General features: G+C 66.9%; 20 protein-coding genes. 1 reads left to right on the plus strand and 19 read right to left on the minus strand.

Features of this window, described 5'->3' with window-relative positions; translation table 11 throughout:
- Nucleotides 1–3: 3 nt before the first annotated feature.
- The 15 genes from NA12_RS01270 to NA12_RS01340 all read right to left on the minus strand — a co-directional run bounded on the left by NA12_RS01270 (nucleotide 4) and on the right by NA12_RS01340 (nucleotide 17,530).
- Nucleotides 4–1,431: a FadD3 family acyl-CoA ligase gene (locus NA12_RS01270; RefSeq protein WP_067444961.1), complete on the minus strand. Its 1,428-nt coding sequence runs from the start codon at nucleotides 1,429–1,431 to the stop codon at nucleotides 4–6.
- Nucleotides 1,428–2,621: an amidohydrolase family protein gene (locus NA12_RS01275; RefSeq protein ID WP_067444964.1), complete on the minus strand. Its 1,194-nt coding sequence runs from the start codon at nucleotides 2,619–2,621 to the stop codon at nucleotides 1,428–1,430. Before NA12_RS01275 ends, NA12_RS01270 begins: the two co-directional genes overlap by 4 nt.
- Before the next feature lie 65 nt (nucleotides 2,622–2,686).
- On the minus strand, nucleotides 2,687–4,144 hold the full coding sequence (locus tag NA12_RS01280) for an aldehyde dehydrogenase family protein (protein ID WP_067444967.1): 1,458 nt from the start codon (nucleotides 4,142–4,144) through the stop codon (nucleotides 2,687–2,689).
- Nucleotides 4,145–4,280: 136 nt separating this feature from the next.
- Entirely contained in the window at nucleotides 4,281–5,282 is a 1,002-nt protein-coding gene (locus NA12_RS01285; protein WP_067444970.1) for a LacI family DNA-binding transcriptional regulator, read from the minus strand.
- An 18-nt stretch (nucleotides 5,283–5,300) separates the two neighbouring features.
- Nucleotides 5,301–6,572: an MlaD family protein gene (locus tag NA12_RS01290; RefSeq protein WP_067444973.1), complete on the minus strand. Its 1,272-nt coding sequence runs from the start codon at nucleotides 6,570–6,572 to the stop codon at nucleotides 5,301–5,303.
- Nucleotides 6,569–7,669: an MlaD family protein gene (locus NA12_RS01295; protein WP_067444976.1), complete on the minus strand. Its 1,101-nt coding sequence runs from the start codon at nucleotides 7,667–7,669 to the stop codon at nucleotides 6,569–6,571. The genes NA12_RS01290 and NA12_RS01295 overlap by 4 nt, the downstream gene beginning before the upstream one ends.
- Nucleotides 7,666–8,769 (minus strand): MCE family protein, encoded by a 1,104-nt coding sequence (locus NA12_RS01300; protein WP_174551037.1) that lies wholly within the window; start codon nucleotides 8,767–8,769, stop codon nucleotides 7,666–7,668. The genes NA12_RS01295 and NA12_RS01300 overlap by 4 nt, the downstream gene beginning before the upstream one ends.
- Nucleotides 8,766–9,827 (minus strand): MCE family protein, encoded by a 1,062-nt coding sequence (locus NA12_RS01305; protein ID WP_084472258.1) that lies wholly within the window; start codon nucleotides 9,825–9,827, stop codon nucleotides 8,766–8,768. Before NA12_RS01305 ends, NA12_RS01300 begins: the two co-directional genes overlap by 4 nt.
- A 5-nt stretch (nucleotides 9,828–9,832) precedes the next feature.
- Nucleotides 9,833–10,864: an MlaD family protein gene (locus tag NA12_RS01310; RefSeq protein ID WP_067444979.1), complete on the minus strand. Its 1,032-nt coding sequence runs from the start codon at nucleotides 10,862–10,864 to the stop codon at nucleotides 9,833–9,835.
- A gap of 2 nt (nucleotides 10,865–10,866) precedes the next feature.
- On the minus strand, nucleotides 10,867–12,111 hold the full coding sequence (locus tag NA12_RS01315; protein ID WP_067444982.1) for an MCE family protein: 1,245 nt from the start codon (nucleotides 12,109–12,111) through the stop codon (nucleotides 10,867–10,869).
- Nucleotides 12,112–12,115: 4 nt separating this feature from the next.
- Nucleotides 12,116–12,970, minus strand: coding sequence for an ABC transporter permease (locus tag NA12_RS01320; RefSeq protein WP_067444983.1), 855 nt, complete (start codon nucleotides 12,968–12,970; stop codon nucleotides 12,116–12,118).
- Entirely contained in the window at nucleotides 12,970–13,809 is an 840-nt protein-coding gene (locus NA12_RS01325) for an MlaE family ABC transporter permease (protein ID WP_067444985.1), read from the minus strand. Before NA12_RS01325 ends, NA12_RS01320 begins: the two co-directional genes overlap by 1 nt.
- A gap of 31 nt (nucleotides 13,810–13,840) precedes the next feature.
- Complete coding sequence (locus NA12_RS01330; RefSeq protein WP_067444988.1) at nucleotides 13,841–15,535, minus strand: nitric oxide reductase activation protein NorD; 1,695 nt, start codon at nucleotides 15,533–15,535, stop codon at nucleotides 13,841–13,843.
- Nucleotides 15,532–16,347 (minus strand): CbbQ/NirQ/NorQ/GpvN family protein, encoded by an 816-nt coding sequence (locus NA12_RS01335; protein ID WP_067444991.1) that lies wholly within the window; start codon nucleotides 16,345–16,347, stop codon nucleotides 15,532–15,534. The genes NA12_RS01330 and NA12_RS01335 overlap by 4 nt, the downstream gene beginning before the upstream one ends.
- A 1-nt stretch (nucleotide 16,348) precedes the next feature.
- Nucleotides 16,349–17,530: a spirocyclase AveC family protein gene (locus NA12_RS01340; RefSeq protein ID WP_067444992.1), complete on the minus strand. Its 1,182-nt coding sequence runs from the start codon at nucleotides 17,528–17,530 to the stop codon at nucleotides 16,349–16,351.
- A gap of 196 nt (nucleotides 17,531–17,726) precedes the next feature.
- On the opposite strand from NA12_RS01340, the gene NA12_RS01345 reads away from it, so the two are divergent.
- On the plus strand, nucleotides 17,727–18,329 hold the full coding sequence (locus tag NA12_RS01345) for a TetR/AcrR family transcriptional regulator (RefSeq protein WP_067444995.1): 603 nt from the start codon (nucleotides 17,727–17,729) through the stop codon (nucleotides 18,327–18,329).
- A 23-nt stretch (nucleotides 18,330–18,352) separates the two neighbouring features.
- Here NA12_RS01345 and NA12_RS01350 read toward each other — a convergent pair whose 3' ends face one another.
- The 4 genes from NA12_RS01350 to NA12_RS01365 are packed head-to-tail and all read right to left on the minus strand — an operon-like array spanning nucleotide 18,353 to nucleotide 22,767.
- Nucleotides 18,353–19,867 (minus strand): aldehyde dehydrogenase, encoded by a 1,515-nt coding sequence (locus NA12_RS01350; protein WP_084472259.1) that lies wholly within the window; start codon nucleotides 19,865–19,867, stop codon nucleotides 18,353–18,355.
- Nucleotides 19,868–19,922: 55 nt separating this feature from the next.
- Complete coding sequence (locus NA12_RS01355; RefSeq protein WP_067445000.1) at nucleotides 19,923–21,167, minus strand: metal-dependent hydrolase family protein; 1,245 nt, start codon at nucleotides 21,165–21,167, stop codon at nucleotides 19,923–19,925.
- Nucleotides 21,164–21,499, minus strand: a complete 336-nt coding sequence (locus tag NA12_RS01360; RefSeq protein WP_067445004.1) for a hypothetical protein — start codon at nucleotides 21,497–21,499, stop codon at nucleotides 21,164–21,166. The genes NA12_RS01355 and NA12_RS01360 overlap by 4 nt, the downstream gene beginning before the upstream one ends.
- Complete coding sequence (locus NA12_RS01365; RefSeq protein ID WP_067445009.1) at nucleotides 21,496–22,767, minus strand: aromatic ring-hydroxylating oxygenase subunit alpha; 1,272 nt, start codon at nucleotides 22,765–22,767, stop codon at nucleotides 21,496–21,498. The genes NA12_RS01360 and NA12_RS01365 overlap by 4 nt, the downstream gene beginning before the upstream one ends.
- Nucleotides 22,768–22,788: the final 21 nt, after the last annotated feature.

Raw genomic sequence — 22,788 nt, forward strand, 5'->3', positions numbered from 1 at the left:
TAGCTAACGCAGTTGGTCTTTCATGACCTTGCCGGTGGCGTTGAGCGGGAGCTCGTCGAGGAACCGCACGGTTCGGGGCGCCTTGTAGCCGGCCATTCGATCGCGGGCCCACGACACCAGTTCCGCCTCCGATACCGGGCCTTTCGCGACCACGAAGGCGCGGCCGACCTGCCCGAGCCGTTCATCGGGCACACCGACGACAGCGACCTGGGCCACGGCGGGGTGCTCGAGCAGAAACGCTTCGACCTCGGCCGGATAGGCATTGAAGCCGCCGACGATGTACATGTCCTTCTTGCGACCGTTGATCCGCAGGCGACCGTCCAGGTCGAGGCTGCCGAGATCGCCGGTGTGCAGCCATCCGTCGGCATCGATGGCCGCCGTCGTCGCGTCCGGATCGTCGAAGTAGCCCTGCATGACGGAGTAACCGCGCACCAGCACCTCGTCGTCCTCGGCGATGCGCACTTCCACACCGTCACACGGGGTTCCGACGGTGGTCGCGACCTGCTCGAAGGTATCGCCGGGCCGCGACGCCGTCGCGGTGCCGGCTTCGGTGAGCCCGTAGCCGGTCATGATCGACTGGAACGGCAGTTCGGTCTTGACCCGCCGGATCAATTCGACCGGGATGTCGGCGGCCCCGGTGACCGCGGCCCGCAGCGACGACAGATCACGGGTAGCCGGTGCTTCCAGCAGGGCGTGATAGAGGGTGGGCGGGCCGGGCAGCATCGTCACCCGTTCCCGTTCGACGAGCTCGAGCACCTGCTCGACGTCGAACACCGGCACCGGCAGCATCGTGGCGCCGCGGATGAGCGAGCTGATCAACCCCGCCTTGTACCCGAAGGTGTGGAAGAACGGGTTGACCATCAGATAGCGGTCGCCCTCGCGCAGATCGGCCAGATCGCACCATTCCGCGTACAGCCGCAGGGTCTGGCGGTGATTCATCATCACGCCCTTGGGTCGACCGGTGGTGCCCGAGGTGTAGATGATGTCGGCGATGTCGGTGCCGTTGACTTCCCGTTCGAAAGGCTCACCGTCGGCGAGGAAATCCGATTTCAGGTCGATCACCGGCACGCCCTGCGGGCCGGTGTAGTCCGTCCCGAGGAAGCCCTGCTGCACCAACAGCAGCTTGGCGCCGCTGCGCCGCACGACGTCGGCGGCTTCCTCGGCCTTGAACCGGGTGTTGATCGGGACCAGCACGCCGCCCGCGGTGACCAGCCCGAACGCGGCGATGATCCACTCGGCCGAGTTGGGCGCCCAGATCGCCGCCCGATCGCCGCGCTCGATGCCCGCCGCCGCGAAAGCGCCCGCGGCCTTGCGCACTCGGTGGGCGAGATCGATGAAGCTCAACCGCTGTGGCCCGTCGACGATCGCTTCGGCAGTGCCGAAGCGATCGGCGGCGCTCAGGACCATCTGCGGGATGGTCTGCCAGGTCATACCTTCAGCAGCCTCGCGAGATTGCCGCCCATGATCTTGGCCTGATGCTCCAGGCTCAGATCCTTGATCTCGTGGATGTAGCGTGCCGGTTCGGCCAGGCCCTCCGGGTGCGGGTAGTCCGAACCGAACAGGACGTTGTCCACCCCGAGCAGGTCGGCGATCCCGCCGAGGTCCTCCTCCCAGAACGGGCTGACGAAGATGCTGCGCTTGACCGCCTCGACCGGATCCTGATGGCCGAAGCCCTCCGGCGCCTTCTTGGCGACGTCGGCGAGGTTCTCCAGCAGCGGCGCCAGCCACGACGCGCCGTTCTCGATGACCGCGACCTTGAGTTCGGGGAAGCGGAACAGCGCGCCGTGGCACACCCACGAGGCCACCGCGTCCTGGATCGGACGCCATTCGGTGGTCATCCGGAAGGTGTTGGTCTGGAACGGCAGCATCTCCAGGCTGGAGCCCTCCCACTCGGCGTTGTGCCGCGAGTAGCCGCTGTCGGAGGAGTGCATGGTGACGAGGATGTCGTGCTCGACCACCCGCTTCCAGAACGGGTCGAACTCCGGCAGCGCGAACGAGCGAAGCCCGCGCAGACCGGGGACCGGGGCCGGGCGCACCAGAATCGCCTTGGCGCCGTGCTCGACGCACCAGTCGAGCTCCTCGATCGCCTTCTCGACGATCGGCAAGCTCACCACCGGCACGGTGAAGATGCGGTCCTTGTAGACGAAATTGCCGTCTTCGCCCCAGGTTTCGAGCAGCCACCGGTTCAGCGAATGGATCACCGCGTGGATGAGATCGGGATGGTGGCGCATCCGTTCCTCGACGAGGCTGGCCAGCGTGGGGAACATCAGCGAGCGGTTGAGCTGCAGCTCGTTCATGAGCTCCAGGCGCGCGCCCGGCTCGCGGAACGCCGGGATCGACTTCATCGACTTGCCGAAGATCTCGCGCCGGCTCTTACCCTCGGGGTTGCCGTTCTTGAAGTAGTCCTCCATGGCGCCGGGACGGGCGACGACCTCGAAGGTGGGGTTGGGAATGTATTCGCTGATCTGGCCGAGGACCGCGATCTTGGTACGCCCGTTGATCTCGACGTACTTGATGGTCCCCTCGTACTCGGCAGGGAGGAACTTGGTCAGCGCCTCCTTGGTTTCGTAGAGGTGATTGTCCGCGTCGAACAACTGATACGGCAGATCCAGCTGCGTCATGAGAGCCTCCTTGTTGGTTAGTGAGAATCATATTCTCACAAGATGCGCATGGCAATATTCAGTCGCTACATTTGCGTCCAGACGGCCTTGGTCTGCAGGTAGGCCTCCAGGCCCGCCTTGCCGGACTCGTAGCCCCAGCCCGACTGCTTGTATCCGCCGAAGGGCATGGAGTGGTCGAAGACCATCTGGCAGTTCAGCGAGATGGTTCCGGCCTGCAGTTGTTTGGCCAGTCGGTGGCCACGGCCGATGTCCTTGGTCCAGACGGTGGCGGCCAGACCGTAGGAGCTGTCGTTGGCCATCGCGACGACCTCCTCTTCGGTGTCGAAGGGCAGGACCGTGACGATCGGGCCGAAGATCTCCTCGCGGTAGAGGCGGCTGGTGGCGGGGTCGACATTGGTGGCCACGGTGGGGTGCACGAAGTACCCGGTTCGATCGAGACGCTGACCGCCTGCCACGAACTCGATGCCCTCGGATTTGCCCTGATCGACATAACCCAACACCCGGGTGAGCTGCTTGGCGCTGATCAGCGGGCCGGCCATGGTGCCCTCTTCCCTGGGCCCACCCATCTTCATGTTGTCGGCCAGGTTCGCGATGCCCGCCACGACCTTTTCGTAGGAGCCGCGTTGCACGAAGACGCGCGAACCGCACACACACGCCTGGCCCGAATGCACGAAGGCGCCGAAGCCGGCCATCATGATCGCCATATCGAGATCGGCGTCGTCGAAGATCAGCACCGGCGATTTGCCGCCGAGTTCGAGGGTGATCTTGTTGAGGTTGCTCGCCGCCGAGGCCGCCACGATCGCCCTGCCGACCTCGGTGGAGCCGGTGAAGGCGACCTTGTCCACGTCAGGGTGCGCGGTGATCGCCGCGCCGGTGGTGTGTCCGTAGCCGTTGACCAGATTGACCACGCCCTCCGGTACGCCGGCCTGGGCCAGGAGCCGGTCGAGTACCAGCGCCGAAAGCGGAGTCTCCTCGGCGGGTTTCACCACGCTGCTGCACCCGGCCGCGAGGGAGGGGGCGACCTTGGCGCAGTAGTTGAAGACCGGCCCGTTCCACGGGAAGATCAGCCCCACGACATCGTAGGGCTCCTTGAGGGTGTAGCCGTGTTGCCGCGATTCCACGCCGGTGAGCCCGCCGGCGTTGATGTCGTGCGCGATGCCGTCGATCTTCGTGCACCAACCGGCGTAGTAGCGGAACCATTCCGAGCCGATGCCGACGGTGAGCGCGGCCTGGTTCTGTGGGATTCCGGCGTTGGCCGATTCGAGGTCGGCCAGCAGCTCGGTGTTCTCGTCGATCAGATCCGCGACGCGCCAGAGGATCTTGGCTTTCTCGCTGCCCGCCAGGTTCTTCCAGATGCCGGATTTCGACGCCGCTTTCGCCCGTGCGACGGCCTCGTCGACAGCTTCGGAGCCGCCGTCGGTGAATTCGGTGAGCTGTTCCTCGGTGACGGGATCGACGACGGGGATCGCGTCTCCGGTGCCCGGTCGGTTGCGGATCTCGTCCAGCACAGTCTGCACGGTCATGGCGTAACTCCTCGCATGTCAGCGGTGACTCGAGCGCAACGGATTCGGTACGCGGAATGCACCGTCGTCGCAAGGTTAGGCGCATAACCATCGAGGTGTCCAGACCCCAAATCGGCTCCGGTGAGGAACGGGGAAGCTAGGTGGAAGCCCGCACGATGAGGCGGGCGACATCGGTCGGCCGCGGCGCGGGGGGTGCCGGATATCCCAGTTCGGTGAGGACAGCGGCGATCGCGGCATCGGCCACCGCGGCGGGGATGTACTCCACCGTCGTCAGCGGCGGATCACACAGCGCCCCCATGGGATTGGCCTCGATGCCGATCACGGCGAGGTCGTGCGGGCAGCGCAGACCCGCCTCCCGCAGACCGTGCAACACCAGACCCGCGATCTCGTCGCTCTGCGCGCAGACCGCGGTCACCCCGTCGCGCACCCACCTGGTGACCAGCTCGGCCGCACCGCTCGCGGTCACCTCGTCCACGGTGATCGGCGGCAGATCGTGCGCACGCGCGGCGTCGACGATTCCCTGGAGCCAATAGTCGCCGAGGGCACGCCATTTGGCGATATCGGTGCGTCCGAACGCGATCTTGCGATGTCCGCGCGAGACCAGGTGCCCCACGCGCATCGCCCCGACGGTGAGCAGGGGATCGCCGAGCGCGGGCAGCAGCCCGATCTCGATCAGGGGAACCTTCGCGGCGCGCACCTTGCCGCGCGCGTCGCTGCTCAACGGGAACAGGCTCACCACCGCGATCGGATCGAGATTGTCGATCGCGTCGATGATGCGTTCGTAGTCCTCGGTCTCGAAGATCTGCACCTGGAGCAAACCGTACTGCGCGAGCGCGGCGGCCATCAGGCTGCCCGCCTGAATCGGCATGTCGCCCACCGCGACTCGCGGCAGGATCGACAGCACCACCCCGCTCTCGCCGCGCGCGAGATTTCGGGCGGCGACATTGGGGCGATAGCCGAGTTGTCCGGCGGCGCGGTAGACAGCCTCCCTGGTGCGTGCGGAGATGCGTTTGCCCGCGGAATTGTTCAGGACGTAGCTGACGGTCGCCGTGGATACGTTCGCCAGCCGGGCGACATCGGCGTGGGTGGGCCGCGCACTTCTGCCGACACTCGTCGCGTCGGGATCGGGAGCGGCCATGCACTCATGATGGCACCGTCACCGCGGACCCGGTGTGTAGGGGCCGCCGTACGGCGTGGGAATGGTCAGCGGTCCCACCGGTGCCTGCTCGGCGGTCTGCAAGGGATCGACGGGCGGTGGCGCGGGGACGGGGTCGTCGGCCGGTCGCGGCGCGTTGCGGGCGCCGCGCGGCATGAGGGTGGGATCGGGGTCGGTGCAGTCCGCGTGCAGATAGGGCGGCGCGTAGTCGGGGACCGAGCCGCCGCGGCGCGGCACGTTGTAGTCGCAGGCGTAGCGGGGGTAGATGCTGGCCAGTGCCCAGACACCGCCGTCGTGGAACGCCGAGGCCACCGCGTCGAGGGCGGATCCGGCGCGCTGGCGGGGAAAGAAGAACTCCTCGAGGGCGGGAATCCGGGAGTAGGCGACCCGTGAGACGGTGACGAGATTGCCCAGCAACTGCACCATCGTCGGTGAGTTCTGCGCGAGGATGGTGTCGAGTTCGGTCAGCAGCGGTGGTGTCTGCGCCAGCAGTTGTTCGTAGCCGCCGGTCATCGCCGCCATGCCGCCCGTCACCGCGGCGAGGTTCGCCGACGTGTCACGCAGGGCGGTGCGCCCGTCGTGCAGGGTCGTGACCACGACTCGGCTGTTGCGCAACAGGTTCACGGTGTTGGGCAGCACGGCGTCGAGCGTGGAGATGAGGAACGTGCCACCGTCGATGATGTCGGCCAGCTTGTCGGGCCCGGCCGGACCGACACCCAGTTCCCGCGAGATGGTCGCGAGCCGGCCGGGATCGATCTGGGCGAGGGTGCCGCTGAGGCTTTGCAGCATGTCCGCCATCGGCACGGGGGTGGCGGTGCGATCGGCGGTGACCAGCGCTCCGTCGGTCAGATACGGGCCGTCGTTGCTCGCGGGCAGGAAGTCGAGATACTGCTCGCCCGCCGCGGACAGGGCCGCCGCCCGCACCTGCCCCGACACCGAGATTCGCACATTCTCGTCGATGGCGGCGACCGCGATCACCTTCTGGTCGACCACCCGCACCGAGTCCACGCGCCCGACCCGCACGCCACGCAGGGTCACCTCCTGCCCGGGCAGCAGCCCGCCCGACTGGGTGAGTTCGACGCGTACCCGATACGGGTGATCGAGCGGATCGACGCCGAAGGTGGACAGGATCAGGTGCGAACAGGCACCGGTGAGGATGGCGAGCAGTCCGAGCAGCGAGACCACCGCCCGATGCCGGTGTGCGGCCCGGACGACCCCGACGAGCGCGCGCGCCGGTGTTTCCATCCGGCTCGGCCGGGGTGTCGTGGTCATCGTGGTGCTCCTGCCAGCCGGACGCCCAGCCGATCGATCATGTGCTGGAGCGAGCCGACGAAGGCGGTCCAGTCGGTGATGTCAGGGGCCCGCCCGCCGACGCCGCCCGGATTCGCCGGGTCGGGAATCGCGAGCTGGGCGACGTCGACCGCGACGTGCCCGTTGGGACCACTGATCATCTTGAGCACGATCTTGATCATCTCGTTCACCGAGTCGAGGTCGGCGTCCGGATTGAGGGCCGCGGCGTTGAGTCCGGCGGCCAATCGGTTGATGTTGGCGGCCATGCTCGTGTTGTTGGTGCCCGCGACACTGGGGAACCGCGCGAGCTGGATGGCGATCGTATGGACGCGATCGACCAGGGTGACCAGGGAATCGGTGTTCTCGGCGAGGACCGCGACGGCCGGTCCGGCCGCGGCCACGGTGTCGGCGAGGGTGGATTGCTGGGCGGCCACCGTCGCGCTGAGATCGGCCGCGCCGTGCAGAACACCGTTGATCTGGTCGGTGCGATCGGAGAGGCCGCGCAACAGTGTTCGGGTCTCGTCGAGCAGCGCGGCGAGCCGGTCACCGCGGCCGCCGACGTGGTCGCTGAGCGCGGCGACGACGGTGGTGAGGTACTGGATGGTGCCGCCGTTGACGAGAAGCGATGCGCGAGTGAGCATTTCCTCGATCGTCGAGGCCGCCGAAGTCGACTCGAGCGTGATCGCGGCACCGTCGTCGAGTACCGCGCCGCCGGGCTCGACAACCGGCGGCGGCTTCATCGCCACGAAGACGTCGCCCATCGGGGTGGCCGACCGCAGCTGCGCCGAGGTGCCGACGGGCAACCGGACCGACGAGGTGATGCGCAGGGTCACCAGGGCGGTGTAGTCGCGTGCCGACATGGACTCGACCTGACCGATATCGGCGCCGTTGAGCGTCACCTTCGCCTTCATGGGCAGATTGAGCGCGTTGGAGAAGGTCGCGGTGAGGGTGTAGGTGTCGCCGCCGAGCCCTGGTGCCGGCAGCGGCAACTGGTCGAGCCCCACGGCACATCCACTGGTGGACAGGGCGAGCGCGACGGCGACCGCGAGTCGGGGCGCGAACTGGGTGCGAGGTGTCATCGGCCGCTCTTTCCCGCGATGCCCGCCAGGATGGCGGTGATACCGAAATCCGGTCCCATATCGCGCATGGTTCCGGTCGCGCAGCCCTGGTTCTGCAGTTGGAGCAGGTTGCAGATCTCCTTGACCATCTGGCCGTCGAGCAGCAGCCGGTTGATGTCCACCACGGCGCGCAGTGCGCGGACATTCGGGTCGACGGAGTTGTAGGCGTTGTCGACGACCATCGGGAACACATCGAGGAACTGGGCGAGGTTGTAGTCGTAGGCGGCCAGGGAACCGGTCACCGTGTTCGCGTTGGTGGCGAGACCGGAGATGGTGCCCTGGTGGCGTCGCAGCAGTTCGGTGACCTGGCCGATGATCCGGTTCAGCGCGGCGCCGGTCTCGCCGGAACCCAGCTGTTGTTCGGCCAGGAAATCGGTGAGTTGTGCGACGGCGCCGCCGAATTCGCGCAGCGTCCCGTCATTGCGCGCGGCGGCCGCGGTGAGCTCGTCGAGGTTGGTGACGACGGTGGTGATCGCGTCGCGGGTGGCGGCACCGTTGTCCTGGCCCTGTCGCAACGCCCGGGAGAGTTCGCCCAGGGCCGCCCGCATCTCGTCGCCGTTGCCCGTGGTCGCGGCGGACCCCAGGTCGATCAGGTCGGCGACCGGTCCCGTGCCCTTGCCGTCACCGCCCAGCGAGGTCGACAACTTCTGCGCCATCGACAGCAGGGCGTCGAACTCGACCGGCGACTTCGTGCGGGCGGTACCGAGTACCGCTCCCGCGGGCAGGGTCGGTCCGCCACGGTAGACCGGGGTGAGTTCCACGTGACGGTCGGTGAGCAGTGAATCCGAGATCGTGACCGCCTGCACGTCGGCCGGTAGCTGAATCGCGCTGTCGATTCGCATCTCGACGACGACCTCGGTGCCGCGGGCCTCGATCCGGACGATCCGCCCGACCTTCATGCCGAGCACCGAGACCGGATTGCCCTCGTAGAGGCCGTTGGCATTGGCGAATTCGGCGGTGATGGTGGTGGTATCCGCCTGCGAACCGACCGAACAGCTGGTCAGACAGGCGACGCTCACCGTGATCGCGGCGAGTTTCAGGGTGGAGATCAGGGCTTTCATCGACAGTCCTGGTGATAGGGGGCGCGGCCGTTCTCGACGGCGACGGCACTCAACGCGCACATCCACGAGTCGACGAAGGCGCCGTCGGGGGCGCTGGCATTGAGTTCGGCACCGGTACCGGTGGCGTTGGCGAACATGCGCCAGGGGACCGGAAGGATCTGCAGGATGTTGCGCAGCAGGTCGTCGTGGCCTGCCATCATCGCGGTCATGTCACGCAGGTCGGTCAGCAATTGTTCGACCTCGGCGTGGTCATCGACCACGATCGGCTCCAGCCGCGCGACCAGCGTGGTGATCGCGTCCAGTAGTCGGCGTAGCGCGTCCTGGCGGGCGATGATCTGGCGCAGCACCGTGCCGCCCTGACCGACCACCGAGGCGAGTTCGGCTTGCTGGGAGCGGATCACGGTGCTGACCTGGTCGGTACTGGTGAGCAGCGTGCCGATTTGGTCGCGTCGGGTCGCGATGGTGGTCGACAGGGACCGGATGTCGCGCAGGATGCCCGGCACCAGCGACGGCATGCCGTCGAGTCCGCGCGACAGCGAGGTCATCGACTCGGCGATCTTGTCGGCGTCGAGTTGGTCGAAGGTCGTGGTCGCGTCCTGCAGTGCGGTCTCGAGGTCGTAGGGAACGGTGGTCTGGGACAACGGAATTCGATTGTCACGCAGTTCGCCGCCGCCGGACGAGCGCAGTTCGACATAGCGCGAACCGAGCAGCGTGGTGAGTTTGATCGCGGCTGCGGCATCGGCGCCGAGGACGACCTCGTCGTCGACCGACAAGCTCACTTCGACGTGGTCGCCGGCGAGCCGGGTGCCGGTCACCGTGCCGACGGGAATGCCCGCCCAGGTCACCGGGTCACCGGCGGCGATGCCCGCGGCTTGCGCGAAATCGGCCCGCACCGTGCGGGTGCCGAGGTTCAGCGAATTGACCACGACCAGCACGAGCAGCGCCAGCACCACCGAGAGCACGGCGATGAGGCCGGTTCGCAGCGACTTGTCGGTGGCGATCGCGCCGGAACCTCGGCGCGTCGAGACGCGAGTGAGGGCGCGCAGTGGTGTCTTCATGGGTCCTACCTACAGATCGCGGAGTGCTGGGGCCGACCGGTCGGGGAGGCGCCGCCCAGGATCTGCGCGATCACCGGATCGATGCCGGGGATGATGCTGAAACTGATATCGCACACATAGGCGTTGACGAAAGCGCCCGCGTCGGTGGCCCGGATCATGGCCTGGAACAGCAACGGAATATTGAAGCCGAGGAAGGCGAAACGTTGGTTGCCGTCGACGAAGTGCCGCGCGAAGCCGGGTTCGCGGTTCATGAACTCCGTCAGCGACGGACTCGCGCCGTCGACCACCGCGGCGGCGTCGGCCACGACGGTGGAGATCCGCGCGGTCTGGTCCAGCAGCGTGTCACGGCGGGATTCGAGCGCGTCGAAGATCTTGCGGGTCTGGGTGAACGTCGTCTGTAGTCCGGCGCTCTGCCCGGCCAGCGTGGTCATCACCGCCGACAGGTTGTCGATCAGTGTGCCCAGGATCTGGTCGGGCCCGGCGAAGGACTGGACCAGGGTCGCGGTCTCGGTGATCAGGGCGGCGACCGCGCCGTCGTCGCCCTGCAGGGCGCGGATCAGCGCGGAGGTCAGATTGTCGACGTCCGCGGGGTCGAGGGCGCTGAACAACGGCTGGAATCCGTTGAGCAGCCCCGACAGATCGAAACTCGGCTCGGTGCGCTCGAGGGGGATCCGCGCGCCGGGCGCCAGCGCCGTCGGGTCGCCGGATTCGGCCCGGCTCAACCCGAGATAGCGCTGTCCGATCAGATTCTGATAGGTGACCGAGGCGATGGTGTTGGCGTAGACGGGCTGATCTCGTTGAATTCGGAAGCCGACCTCGGCATCGGGACCGTGGATGCGGATGGAGTCCACCCGGCCGACCTGTACTCCGGCGACCCGGACGTCGTCGCCGACGCGCAGTCCCGAGACATCGCTGAACACCGCGGAATAGGCGTGGGTGTCACCGGTGACATCACGTTGCAGGGTCACGCGGACCATCCAGATCAGCAGGGCGGCGACGAGCAGGAAAGCGGTCAGTCCGGCGAGGTCGCGTGTCATTTTCACCGTGGTTCTCCGGTGGGTGGTTGGGCGGGCACCGTCAGGCCGAGCAATTCGGCCAGGCTCGCGGCTTCCCTTGGTAGACCGAGGCTTTCGGCCACAATGTCGCGCTGGGTGAGCGTGTTCACCGGCTGGTCGGCGGCACCGATGACCGCCGGCCCCGCGGCGGGTCCGTTCGCGCAGCTCGCACCGGCCAGTTCGCCGTACCGTGGGCAGTCGGTGCGGGTGTATTGCTTGTGCGGGGTGAGCTCGACGATCACCTTGGCGGTGCCGCTCTGGGTCGCGGGTTGCCAGAAGTCGCGCGCGAACACCTGCGCGATCCGGGTCTGTGAGGTCGTCATCTGCACGAAATTGGCGCTGCCCGCGGCGAGTAGCTGCAGCACCGGGCCCAGTCTGGAGTTGAGGTCGATGACAGTGTCGGTCCGGTTGTTCAGCGCGGTGCCGACTGTCGTGGTGGTCGCGATACCGCCGGTGAGCAACTCGGACAGGCGGATTCGCTGCTCGGCGACGCTGCGGAGCGGAGTGACCGCGCTGTGGAGCGCGGCGAGCAGATCGGGAGCCGATTCCTGGAGTCCGAGTACCGCGTCGGAGAGCCCGGTGAGCAACGCGGTGTCGGCGGAGCCCGAGAGTTCGGCGTCGTAGGCCCGCACGATGCGCGCGAGCTGGGTGCCTGCGGCCAGCGCGTCCGCGCCGCGGCCGCGGGTCGCGCGTTCGACGGTTTCCAGGATCCCGACGGTGGGATCGCCGTCCGGGCGTCCCACCGCGTCGACGATGCGGCTCAACGCGGTGAGCGAGGTCTGCAGCTGCACGCTGGCTCGGCTGTGGTCCTCGGGTATCGACGCGCCGGCGCGCAGGGCGGGGCCGGGCCCGTTGTCGATGAGCTGGATCGAGGGCACCGCGAACACGTTGCTCGGGACCACCCGTGCTGTCACCGTCGCCGGGATGGTGGCCGCGTGCTCGGGCGTCAGCTCGATGCGCACCCGGTTGGGGTGGGCGCGGTCCGCGGCGACCACTTCCTGCACGCTGCCGACCAGGATGCCGCGATATTTGACGTCGGATCGTTTCGGCAACCCGTCGCCCACGTCGACCAGCATCGCGGTGACCTCGATCGTCTGCGTGAACGCGCCTTCGGATCGGGCGACCATCGCCGCGACGGTGGCGGCGACCACGGCCAGTGCGGCGATCCCGCGCACGAACAACTTGGTGTTGTTCAGGTGCCGGTCATCGGATTCGAACACTATCGACATCGCGCTACCCACTGATCCTGGAGCCGGCGTCGAAACCCCACAGCGCCAACGTCATCAACAGATTCACCGAGATCATCACCGTGATGCTGGCGCGCATCGCCCGCCCGGCCGCGACGCCGACCCCCTGCGGTCCGCCGCGCGCGTAGTAGCCGAAGTAGCACTGGATCGTGGTGGTGATGGTGACGAACACGATCGCTTTCAGCAGCGAGAACACGACGTCGGTGCCGCTGAGCACCAGGTCGAAGTAGTGGGCGTAGGTGCCGAAGGATTGTCCGCCGACGAGCCCGACGAACAGTTCGACGGCGAGGTAGTCCGCGGCCAGCGCGGCCAGGAACAGGGGGATCACCGCCACGATCGAGGCGATCAGCCGCGTCGAGACCAGGAAGGGCACCGGCCGGATCGCGATCGCGTCGAGGGCATCGATCTCCTCGGCGATCCGCATCGCGCCCAGCTGGGCGGTGAACCGGCACCCTGCCTGCGCGGCGAAGGCGATCGAGGCCATGATCGGGGCGAGTTCGCGCGTGGCCGCGGTCGCGGCGATCATGCCGGTCGCGGGCTCCATGCCGAGCAGTTTCAAGGCGTTGAAGCCCTCGATGCCGACGATGCCGCCGGCGGCGGCGCCCAGGATGATCATCACTCCCGCCGTTCCGCCACCGACGATGAGCGAGCCGTTACCCCAGGTCACATCGGACAGGATGCGCAGCGATTCGCGGCTGTAATGGCGCAGCGCCACCGGTATCGAGACCACCGCGCGCACGAAGAAGGTGAACATGTGCCCGAACCGGATGACGCCGCGCCACGGCCCCGCCGCCACGGCGAGCACGGCCCGCGCGCCGGGCGGGCGATACACGCTGGCCATCAGAGGGTCGTCCTCGGGAACAGCATCGTGTAGATCTGGGTGAATCCGAGGTTGACCACCATCAGCACCACGATGGACGCCACCACGGCGGCATTGACCGAATTCGCCACCCCACCCGGCCCACCCCGGGTGTTGAGGCCCTTCTCGCACGCGATGACGACGACGATCACCCCGAACACCGCGGCCTTGACCATCGCCAGGTACAGATCACCCGAGGTCGCGAACGAGGAGAAGGTCGCCATGTAACTGCCCGGCGTACCGTCCTGGACATAGACATTGAACAGATAGCCGGCGAGGAATCCGACGAAACAGCTGACCGCGGTGAGCGCCATCGCGATCAGGATCCCGGCGGCCAGCCGCGGCACCACGAGCCTGCGCAGTACCGAGACCCCCATCACCTCCATGGCGTCGATCTCCTCGCGGATCTTGCGTGACCCGAGATCGGCGCACAGCGCCGAGCCCACCGCCGCCGCCAGCAGGATCGCGGTGACCAGCGGCGCCGACTGCCGGATCACGGCCAGGCCACTCGCGGCGCCCGCCAGCGCGGTCGCCCCGACCTGTCCTGCCAGCAAACCGAACTGGATGGACAGGGTCGCGCTGATCGGCACCGCCACCGCCACCGTCGGCAGCAGCGAGGTCTTCACCATGAACATCGCCTGGCCGACGAATTCGTCGAAGGGAAAGCGTCGCCCCGCGATGTCGGTGACCAGGTAGCGGAAGGCATCCCGGCCGAGTTCGACCTGTCGTCCGACGGTCTGTAGCGAGGCGACGGGGTGGCGCCGGGTGTATTGCTTGGACCAGTCTTTGATCTCGGTGACCGCGGATGCGCTGGGTTCCACTACTAGCTCTCTTTCCGATGTCGATGTCGCGTCAGCCCGGTGTGGGCGCGGCGAGTTCGCGAAGGGAGGCCAGGAACAGTTCGTCCATGCGCGGGCTCAGTTCGCTCAGGGTGGCCGCGCCGGCATGGCCGACGGAGCCGAAGACGCGTTCGAGGGCGTCGGCGGGCGTGGTGGCGCCGATGGACAGGCACAGGCACGCCACGCCTTCGGCGCGCAGTTCCTCGAGCGCCTTCGCGGCGTCGGCCTCGGCGTAGCGGCCCTCGTAGCCGTCGTCGTAGGGGCAGCCGTCCGACAGCACCACCAACAGCCGATTCTGTGTTCCCGCTTCGTTTTTCAGAATCTCGCCCGCGCCACGGATCCCTGCCCCGAGCCGGGTGTAGTTCGAGGGCGCGAGCTGATTGAGTCTGGCTCGACCGACCGCGCCGAAGCGCTGGTCGAAGGTCTTGATCGCCGGCAGGTACACCGCGTGGCGGCCCTCGGAGCGGAAGGCGTACACCGCGACGCGGTCACCGAGCTCTTCGAGCGTCACGGCCAGGGTGGCGGCCGCGCGCCGCTGGTGCTCGTGCACGGACAGGCCCTCCAGGTCGGCGTCGGTGGACGAGCCGGAGGCGTCGAGCAGGATCATGACGCCGAGATTGCGTTCGAGCCTGCGGTGTTCGAGATACACGTTCTCCGGCCGTGAGTAGCCCGAACGCAGATCGACGAACAGGTCGATGAGCGCCTCGATATCGAGCTCGTCACCATCTGGTCGCCCGCGCAGCACCTTCGGGCCGAGCCCGACCCGAGCCAGCCGCCGCCGCAGCACATCGTCTTCCGGTACGCGAGCTGCCGCGATATCGGTGGGTGCGGTCAGCGGGAAATCGACGACCCGGCACCAATCCGGTTTGTACCGGTTGTTGAACACGTCCCACTCGGGATGGAGAGCGCCGCCGATTCCGGCGGCGGCGCCCGGCTTGTCGGTGTCGGTGAACACGATTCGGGTGGGCAGCGGCCGGGCGTTGGGGCCGACCATCCGCGCCCGCCGTACCGCGCTGACCGGTGCCTCGGTGCCGCCGGGCGAGTCACCGTCCGAACGCGAACTGCCCATGGCCTTGCGCAGGAATTCCATCGCCGATTTGCCGCTGAAGAGGGGATTCTCGAAGAGTTTGAGAATCTTGCTCTCGTCGGACTTCTCGACGCTGTCCTCGATCTCGTCGTCGGCCTCGGGGATTTCGCTGAGGTCGAACTCCAGGCGCAGTTCGCGCTCGCTCGCTCGCCCGCCCGGACCGGGGTCCGAGGCCACCAGCTGGGAGGGTTTGAGGGTGCCGAACCAGGCGGGCGGCTCCTCGACCGGTGTTTTCCCCTTGGCTGCCGCGAGCGAATCCGCGGCAGTCGTGGTCGCGGGGGTGCCGCGGAGCCCGACCTCGGTGACGAGCGGAAGCCGTTGGGCGAGTTCGGTGAGGACACGATGGCCTTCGAGCGCCAGATAGCGACGAGCCGCCGTCGGACGCCCGCGCAATGACCGCACCAATGCCGGATCCAGGCTCCCGGCGCCGAGCAGTGCGCTCTGCACGAGCATTTCGCGGCGTTGCTCGGCATCGGTCGCGCCGCCCGACACGAACACGATATGGCCGTTCGTGTACGGGATCCCGCCCGCCGGCAGCTCTGCGATACCCACAGACCTGCCGGCGAGATAGGTGGCCAGGAGCCTGAACCGCTCCGGCCCGTTCGGATCGTTGTCGATCATGGCCGGCCGAGGACGGCGTCGACGAGTTCGCCGAGGGCGGCGACGATATCCGCATCATCCGAGAGCGCCTGCACCACAGCCGATTGCACGGCGGTACGCAGGGCCAATCCGCCCGCGACGAGGCCGCCGGCGAGGATCAGCATCCGGGTGGAGGACACCTCGCGCAGCGGCGAGTTGTCCAGGTTGCGGATGGCGCTGCCGACCGCGACCAATGCCCGCGCGGTCTCGGCGTCGACCCCGGCTTCGTGGGCGATCACCTCGCGCTCGATCTCGGGCGGCGGGAAGCCGAGTTCGATCGCGACGAAGCGCTGCCGAGTCGACTCCTTGAGGTTCTTCAGCACACTCTGATAGCCGGGGTTGTAGGAGATCACCAGCTGAAACCCGGGCGCCGCGGGCAAGGTCACGCCGAGTCGGTCGACCGGGAGTTCGCGGCGGTGATCAGCGAGCGGGTGGATCACCACGGTGGTGTCCTGGCGCGCCTCCACGACCTCGTCCAGATAGAAGATGGCGCCCGCACGCACCGCCCGCGTCAACGGCCCGTCCACCCAGACCGTTTCGCCGCCCTTGAGCAGGAAACGTCCGACCAGATCCGCCGAGGTCATGTCCTCGTGTCCGGCGACAGTGATCAGTTCGCGGCCGAGCTCGGCGGCCATGGTTTCCACGAAGCGGGTCTTTCCGCAGCCCGTGGGGCCCTTGAGCAGCAGCGGGAGGCCGCCGACGGCCGCCGCCCGGAAGACCTCGACTTCGTCGCCGACCGCCCGATAGAACGGTGCCCGCGGAACATCGAGTACAGCGCTGGCTCGATTGGTCATGTCAGTTTCCTTTGTCGGTGTCGGCGAAGGGAACGATCTTCGGCAATTCCGCACCGTCGGGCAGAACGAGTTTCCCGTTCGAATCTATGTAGCCGCTGTTGCGGAAGGGGACCGGCAGATCGGGATGCGGGCAGAGCCGGTCGGTGCCTTCACCGCAGATGCCCATGTTGAAGTACGAGCGCTTCTGGATGTCCTCGGGCCAGGGATCGGTGTGCAGGGCGAAGAACTGCGCGGGCAGGTTGTAGCCCACGAAGAAGAAGGTGCTGACGGCCGCGAAGATCGCCAGAAAGCGCGTGAACTGTTGTTTGACGAATCCGCCCTGGATCTGGTCCAGGCCGCGCTCGACGATGGTCCGGCCGCGGTCGTCGGTGAAATAGCGCAGCGAGCAGAGGCCGGCCTGAACGCCGCCCCACATGAGCCCCTCGTACAGCGGCCACTGGTAATAGGTGCCGGCATTGATCGACCATGCCTGGAGTGCGCCGGGGTAGGTGAAAAGGCCCATCGGCATCAGGAACAAACCCTCGATGACGAGATCGAAGAAGAATGTCCAGACGAGCAGCGCGCCGATCAGTCCCATGGTGCTGATATTCGGGAAGCGCTTCTTGACCGTTCGCATCACCCAGCAGCCGAGGATCGTGCACAGCAGCACGCCATAGGAATAGCCCGGTGCGTTCATCAGGATCGGCTCGGCCATCATGGCGCCCGGTTCGCCATAGGATTGCCAGCCCGGGACGTCCTGCACCCATGAGCCCATGTTGAACATCCAGGTGTTGTACGTGCTCCACGTATTGAAGTAATTGAGCAGCGGATCCTGGAAGAACATCAGACCGCAGGCCACGAACAGCATGCCGTCGAGCGTGATTCGCCGCTCACGCAGCCATGGCCGGATGATGAAGAAATACGCGCCGATCGGCAGACCGAGCAGGATCACGCCGGTCCAGACGGTGAGAATCACCTTCATGAAAGTCGGCGGATCGCTCGGTCCGGCGGGCACGCGTTCGAAATTGGGTCCGGTGACCCAGCGCAGCCACACGTATATCTGGAAGGCGAGGATCAACCCACCGAGAGTTGCCCAGATTTTCACCGCTTTGCTGGTGCCCTGAACTTTTGCGCCGAGGGCGGCCACGTTGCTGAGCGGCTCGGTGACGGTGTTTCCCTTTTTGAGCTCTGATGGTCCGCTCACAGCGCACCTCCTCGATGAATTGATGTGGTCCGATGTGCGTCGATACGCGCGAAATTCGGAATGGAATCGGCGAAGGCCGTAGAAGTCGATGGGAGAGTCATCGATCACGCTCCTGGAGTATCTGTTCCGTCAGAAATATACCATCAAGTATCTGAGATACTCCAGAGTTTCTTAGATTCGTGCCATAATCGCTGACATGGCTGAGCGATGGACCAGGGAGCGGAGACTCGAGCGCACCAAGGGGCTGCTCCTCGAGGCCGCCGAAGCGGTATTTGCCGAAAAGGGTTTCGCGGCGGCCACACTCGATGACATCGCCCATGCCGCCGGCTACACGAAGGGCGCGATCTACAAGCACTTCGCCACCAAGGAGGAATTGTTCCTCGGGGTGAACGATCGATACATGCAGCGCTACTTCGATACCTTCACCGAGGTGCTCGCGGCGGCATCGCGGGTGGGCACCGAGGAACTGGACCGGGTGGGTGAGCTGTGGCGTCGGCTCGGTGCCGACCGCGGTACCGACCATGCCGCCCTCGGTATGGAATTCACCCTGTACCTGTTGCGTAATCCCGAGGTCAGGGAACGGGTGGCGGCTCGTCAGGAAGAGACCGTGGAAGCGCTGGGGCAGTTCATCATCGAGAATCTGGACCGGCTGGGCGCGACCTCGCTGATTCCGCCGATGACGATGGCCAGGGTGATCATCCACACCACACCCTCCGTCGTACTCGGCAGCGAGCTCGACAGCGTCGACCTCTACGGGCCGATCCTCGAGATGTACATGTCGGCGATCAAGCTGCCCTGATCGGCAATCCCGGCCCCGGCCGCTCATGTGCCGCGAATCCCGTTCGATGGGACCGTCGCGTGGATAGTCGCCTGCGGCAGCGCGGAATTCGCCGCGGGACGGATCGACAGCGACACGGTGTCGAGGTAGCCCTCGAGACCCTCGGCGCCGAACTCGCGGCCGATGCCGCTGTTCTTGACGCCGCCGAAAGGCGCCACCGGATCCATGCTGTAGGGCTCGTTGACGCCGACGGTGCCCGCGCGCACTCGGCGCGCGATCGCGGTGGCGCGCTCGAGATCGGGTGACCACACCGATCCCGAGAGCCCGTACTCACTGTCATTGGCCAGGCGCAGGGCGTGTTCGTCGTCGGTGTAGGTGATCACGCTCAGGACCGGGCCGAAGATCTCCTCCTGGGCGATCCGCATGGCATTGTCCACGTCGGCGAACAGGGTGGGCCGGACGTACCAGCCGCGCTCGATGCCCTCGGGCAGGTCGCTGCCGCCGACGAGGACGCGCGCTCCTTCGCGCTGTCCCAGGTCGATGTAGTCGCGTACGCGCTGCTGTTGACGCTGTGAGACCATCGGACCGACTCGGGTCGCCGGATCGAACGGGTCACCGATAGTGAGGTTTTCGATGGTCTCCACCAACGCGTCGACGAATTCTTCGCGGCGGTGTGCGGGCACGAGGACTCGGGTCTGGGCGACGCAGGCCTGGCCGCTGTTCATCAGCCCGGCCACCATCATGCCGGTCGCCACGGCATAGGGATCGGCGTCGTCGAGCACCACCGCGGCTGATTTGCCGCCGAGTTCGAGGCTGACTTTGCGCAGCGCCGCGCCGCAGACCTCGGCGACTTGCCTACCGGCCCCGGTGGATCCGGTGAACGAGACCTTGTCCACGCCCGGGTGCGCGACCAGGTGCCGGCCGACTTCCCGTCCGGCGGGCAGGATGCTGACCACCCCGGGCGGCAACCCGACCTGATCGAGCAGCTCAGCCATGTGATGCGCGTCCAGCGCCGTCTCCGGCGACGGCTTGAGCACCACCGTGCATCCGGCGAGGAGTGCGGGAATCAGCTTGCCCACCATCAGGAACATCGGCATGTTCCAGGGGATGATCGCGGCCACGACCCCGACGGGTTCGTGGCCGACGACCACATCACGGCCGAGGAATCCGGCTCTGGTCTCACGCCACCGGTATTCGGCCGCGGTGTCGGCGAAAGCGCTCATCATGATCCCGGGCAGCTTGGCGTGCGCCGAGCGCGAGAAGGTGATCGGCGCACCCATTTCGGTGGTGATCAGCTGCGCGAGTTCGTCTTCTCGGGCGCGGTAGCACCGCACCAGCTCGCGGATGATCGCCACGCGCTCGTGCGGATCCGTGCGGGGCCACGGTCCGGTGTCGAACGCCGCGCGCGCGGCCGCGACCGCGCGATCGACATCGGCGGTCGTCGGGTCGGCGACCCGGGCGATGACCTGCTCGGTGTGCGGCGAGATCACCTCGACCGTCTCGTCGGTGGCTGGGTCGACCCAGCGACCGCCGATGTAGAGCTGCTGACGTGGCGACATTGCTACCTCGGATCTGATGCGCGTATTCGGACTGCGGTCGAACGGTTTTCGCTGATCAGGGCTTCTTGTAGACCCGGCCGTCCTTCATGACGAACCGAACGTCCTCGATGGTCGTGATGTCGGCGGTGGGGTCCCCGGGTACGGCGATGATGTCGGCCAGCAGCCCGGGCGCCAGCCGTCCTCGGTCGTCGACGCCGATCAGTTCGGCGCTGACGATCGTCGCCGCGCGCAGCGCCTGCGCCGGTGTCATGCCGCGGTCGACCAGCGCCCACAGTTCTTTGGCGTTGTGGCCGTGCGGAACCGCGGGCGCGTCGGTGCCGCAGGCGATCTTGACACCGGCGCGGATGGCCTTGCGCAGGGTCTCGCGCGCCCGTGGGAAGACCTCGGCGGCCTTCTTCTGCAGCGCGGGTGCGGCTTTGGAGACATCGAGCCCTTCGGAGAGGTAGCTCGTGGGCACCAGGAAGGTGCCCTGCTCGACCATCAGCGCGATGGTGTCGTCCTCGGCGAGGGAGCCGTGCTCGATGCAGTCGACCCCGGCGCGCAGGCAGGCGCGGATGCCCGCGTCGCCGTGGGCGTGCGCGGCCACGTGCACCCCGGCCCGATGCGCCTCGTCGACGATCGCGGCCAGTTCCTCGTCGGAGTACTGCTGCGCTCCGGCGACGGTGCCGTGCGACATCACCCCGCCCGATGCCGAGATCTTGATGACCTCGGCGCCGTATTTGATCTGGTAGCGCACGGATTCGCGGACCTGCGGCACGCCGTTGGCGCGGCCCTCCTCCACCGTGATCGGCATGATGTGCGGGGCCAGACGCTGGAACATCGTCGGATCGAGGTGACCGCCGGTCGGGGTGATGGCGTGCCCGGCCGACACGATGCGCGGGCCCTCCAGCCAGCCCTGTTCGATCGCGCGGTGCAGATCCACATCCAGCAGATAGCCGCCGGTCTTCACCATCAGGCCGAGGTTGCGGACGGTGGTGAATCCGGCGTGCAGGGTGACGCGGGCGTTCACCGAGGCCCGCAGTGTCCGATAGACCGGATCGTCCTGCACACCGTGCATCGGGTTGGGCAATCCCGAGGGATTGTCGGGCCCGCCGATGAGCAGGTTGACCTCCATATCCATCAATCCGGGCAGCAGCGTGAGCGCACCGAGATCGATGACCTGCGCGTCGGCGGGCACCTCGACCGGGTTGATCGCGGTGATCCGGTTGTCGTCGACGACGATCACCGCCGGCGTGTGCCGCTGCCCGGTCTCGACGTCGACCCAGGCCGCGGCCCGCAGCACGATGGACCGGCCGCTCACAGGGCGGGCTCGATCACGCAGGTCAACGACGCCGACCCGGTGTCCGGGATGCGCGGCTGTCGCCACACCTCGATGGGAAACGACACCTGAATCATCGAATACAGCAGGTACATCAGGTTTTTGGCGTCCTCGGGCATGTCGTCGATCGAGAACTTGTCGCAGTAGGTGAGCGCGTCCTCGGCCCGTGCGGAGATCGCGTCGTAGAACCGCTGCATATCGGGCATCGTGGAGCCCAAGCGCTGGTCGTAGCGTTGGGTTTCGTCAGCCAGACACCATTTCTCGGCGAACTGCTCGAGATCGCCGAATTCGATCGGCAGTAGCTGCGCGCTCACCGCTTGGCCTCCGTACGCTCGCGCTGATAGTCGCCGACCCAGTCCGCGGCCACCTTGTGCAGGTGCCGCAGCAGGATCTCCTGGTCGTTGAGCTGGAATGTCGTCACCGCGCGCGACTCGAGCATGAGCTGGGTCGCTTCCAGCGTCGAAGAGTCCTGCAGCCCATATTCTTTGAAGGTGACGGCCGCCATTTCGCGGGCGACGCGATCGCGGGGTGTACGGGCGGGCGTGAAGTACAGGTTGCCCTCGAAAATGTGGGTGTTGTGCGAGGTCGGCCAGTACTGGTAGGTGAGATACCAGCCGCCGGACCAGATGAGAATGGTGAAATTCGGCCACAGCTGGAACGAATCCAGCCCCCATGGGTCACAGCCCGCGGGGTTGAGCCCGGCCGGCATCGCACCGAGATCGGGCACGTCCCAGGGGCCGAACAGGCCACTACGGGTGATGTCCTCCATGGGTTTACGCATCGACGCGTCGAGTTCCCAGGTCACCACCCCGGAGGTGCTGACCAGCCGGTGCGGCCCGTCGAGCTGGTAGTGCGGTGCTTCGAATCCGGCCTGCTGGGCGGCCACGGAGAAATTGTCCGGCGTCTGCTTTCCGTGCAGAATCGGCGCGTGGTAGAACTCCTGGAACGCGTCCAGGTAGAGCTTCCAATTGGCGCCGACCTCGGCCTTGTAGGAATAGCGTTCGGTCAGCGCGTCGAACGGATATCCCTCGAGACCGGTCACCATCGGGCCCAGGAACTCGCGCAGTGTCTGACGTGGTTGCGCGGCGAGATTGATGAAGATGAACCCCGACCAGACCTCACAGTGCACGCGCGCGAGCCCGAGGCTGTCCTTGTCCAGGTCGAAGAACTCGCTCTCCTGCTGCACGAAGGTCAGCGCGCCGTCGAGACCGTAGCGCCAGCCGTGGTATTTGCAGGTGAACTGGCGGCAGGTGCCTGAGGTCTCCTCGCGGGGAAACTCGTTCCACACCAGCTTGTTTCCGCGATGCCGGCAGATGTTGTGGAAGGCGTTGACACTGCCGTCGCGATCGCGCACCAGGATGATCGAGGAGTGCGCGGCGTGGATTTCCTTGGTGAAATAGCTGCCGGTGCGTGGCAGCTGTTCGATGCGACCGACATTGAGCCAGGCGCGTTTGAAGATCGCGTCGCGCTCGAGTTCGAAGAACTCCGGCGAGATCGAGTCCTCGTAGGACATCGGCGCGGTGCCGAGTTCGGGGTAGTGCTGGGTCCAGCTACCCTCTGCGGGTTTGGGCCAACGAGCCATGATGTACTCCTGAAAAAAGCG

Source organism: Nocardia alba NBRC 108234, assembly GCF_001612665.1.
Lineage (GTDB): Bacteria > Actinomycetota > Actinomycetes > Mycobacteriales > Mycobacteriaceae > Nocardia > Nocardia alba.

Coding starts and splice junctions, on each gene's coding strand:
- NA12_RS01270 (WP_067444961.1), bottom strand. CDS start 1,431: ATGACCTGGCAGACCATCCCGCAGATGGTCCTGAGCGCCGCCGATCGC.
- NA12_RS01290 (WP_067444973.1), bottom strand. CDS start 6,572: ATGACCACGACACCCCGGCCGAGCCGGATGGAAACACCGGCGCGCGCG.
- NA12_RS01305 (WP_084472258.1), bottom strand. CDS start 9,827: ATGAAGACACCACTGCGCGCCCTCACTCGCGTCTCGACGCGCCGAGGT.
- NA12_RS01345 (WP_067444995.1), top strand. CDS start 17,727: ATGGCTGAGCGATGGACCAGGGAGCGGAGACTCGAGCGCACCAAGGGG.
- NA12_RS01285 (WP_067444970.1), bottom strand. CDS start 5,282: ATGGCCGCTCCCGATCCCGACGCGACGAGTGTCGGCAGAAGTGCGCGG.
- NA12_RS01275 (WP_067444964.1), bottom strand. CDS start 2,621: ATGACGCAGCTGGATCTGCCGTATCAGTTGTTCGACGCGGACAATCAC.
- NA12_RS01350 (WP_084472259.1), bottom strand. CDS start 19,867: ATGTCGCCACGTCAGCAGCTCTACATCGGCGGTCGCTGGGTCGACCCA.
- NA12_RS01295 (WP_067444976.1), bottom strand. CDS start 7,669: ATGACACCTCGCACCCAGTTCGCGCCCCGACTCGCGGTCGCCGTCGCG.
- NA12_RS01300 (WP_174551037.1), bottom strand. CDS start 8,769: ATGAAAGCCCTGATCTCCACCCTGAAACTCGCCGCGATCACGGTGAGC.
- NA12_RS01365 (WP_067445009.1), bottom strand. CDS start 22,767: ATGGCTCGTTGGCCCAAACCCGCAGAGGGTAGCTGGACCCAGCACTAC.
- NA12_RS01320 (WP_067444983.1), bottom strand. CDS start 12,970: ATGGCCAGCGTGTATCGCCCGCCCGGCGCGCGGGCCGTGCTCGCCGTG.
- NA12_RS01335 (WP_067444991.1), bottom strand. CDS start 16,347: ATGACCAATCGAGCCAGCGCTGTACTCGATGTTCCGCGGGCACCGTTC.
- NA12_RS01315 (WP_067444982.1), bottom strand. CDS start 12,111: ATGTCGATAGTGTTCGAATCCGATGACCGGCACCTGAACAACACCAAG.
- NA12_RS01330 (WP_067444988.1), bottom strand. CDS start 15,535: ATGATCGACAACGATCCGAACGGGCCGGAGCGGTTCAGGCTCCTGGCC.
- NA12_RS01280 (WP_067444967.1), bottom strand. CDS start 4,144: ATGACCGTGCAGACTGTGCTGGACGAGATCCGCAACCGACCGGGCACC.
- NA12_RS01310 (WP_067444979.1), bottom strand. CDS start 10,864: ATGACACGCGACCTCGCCGGACTGACCGCTTTCCTGCTCGTCGCCGCC.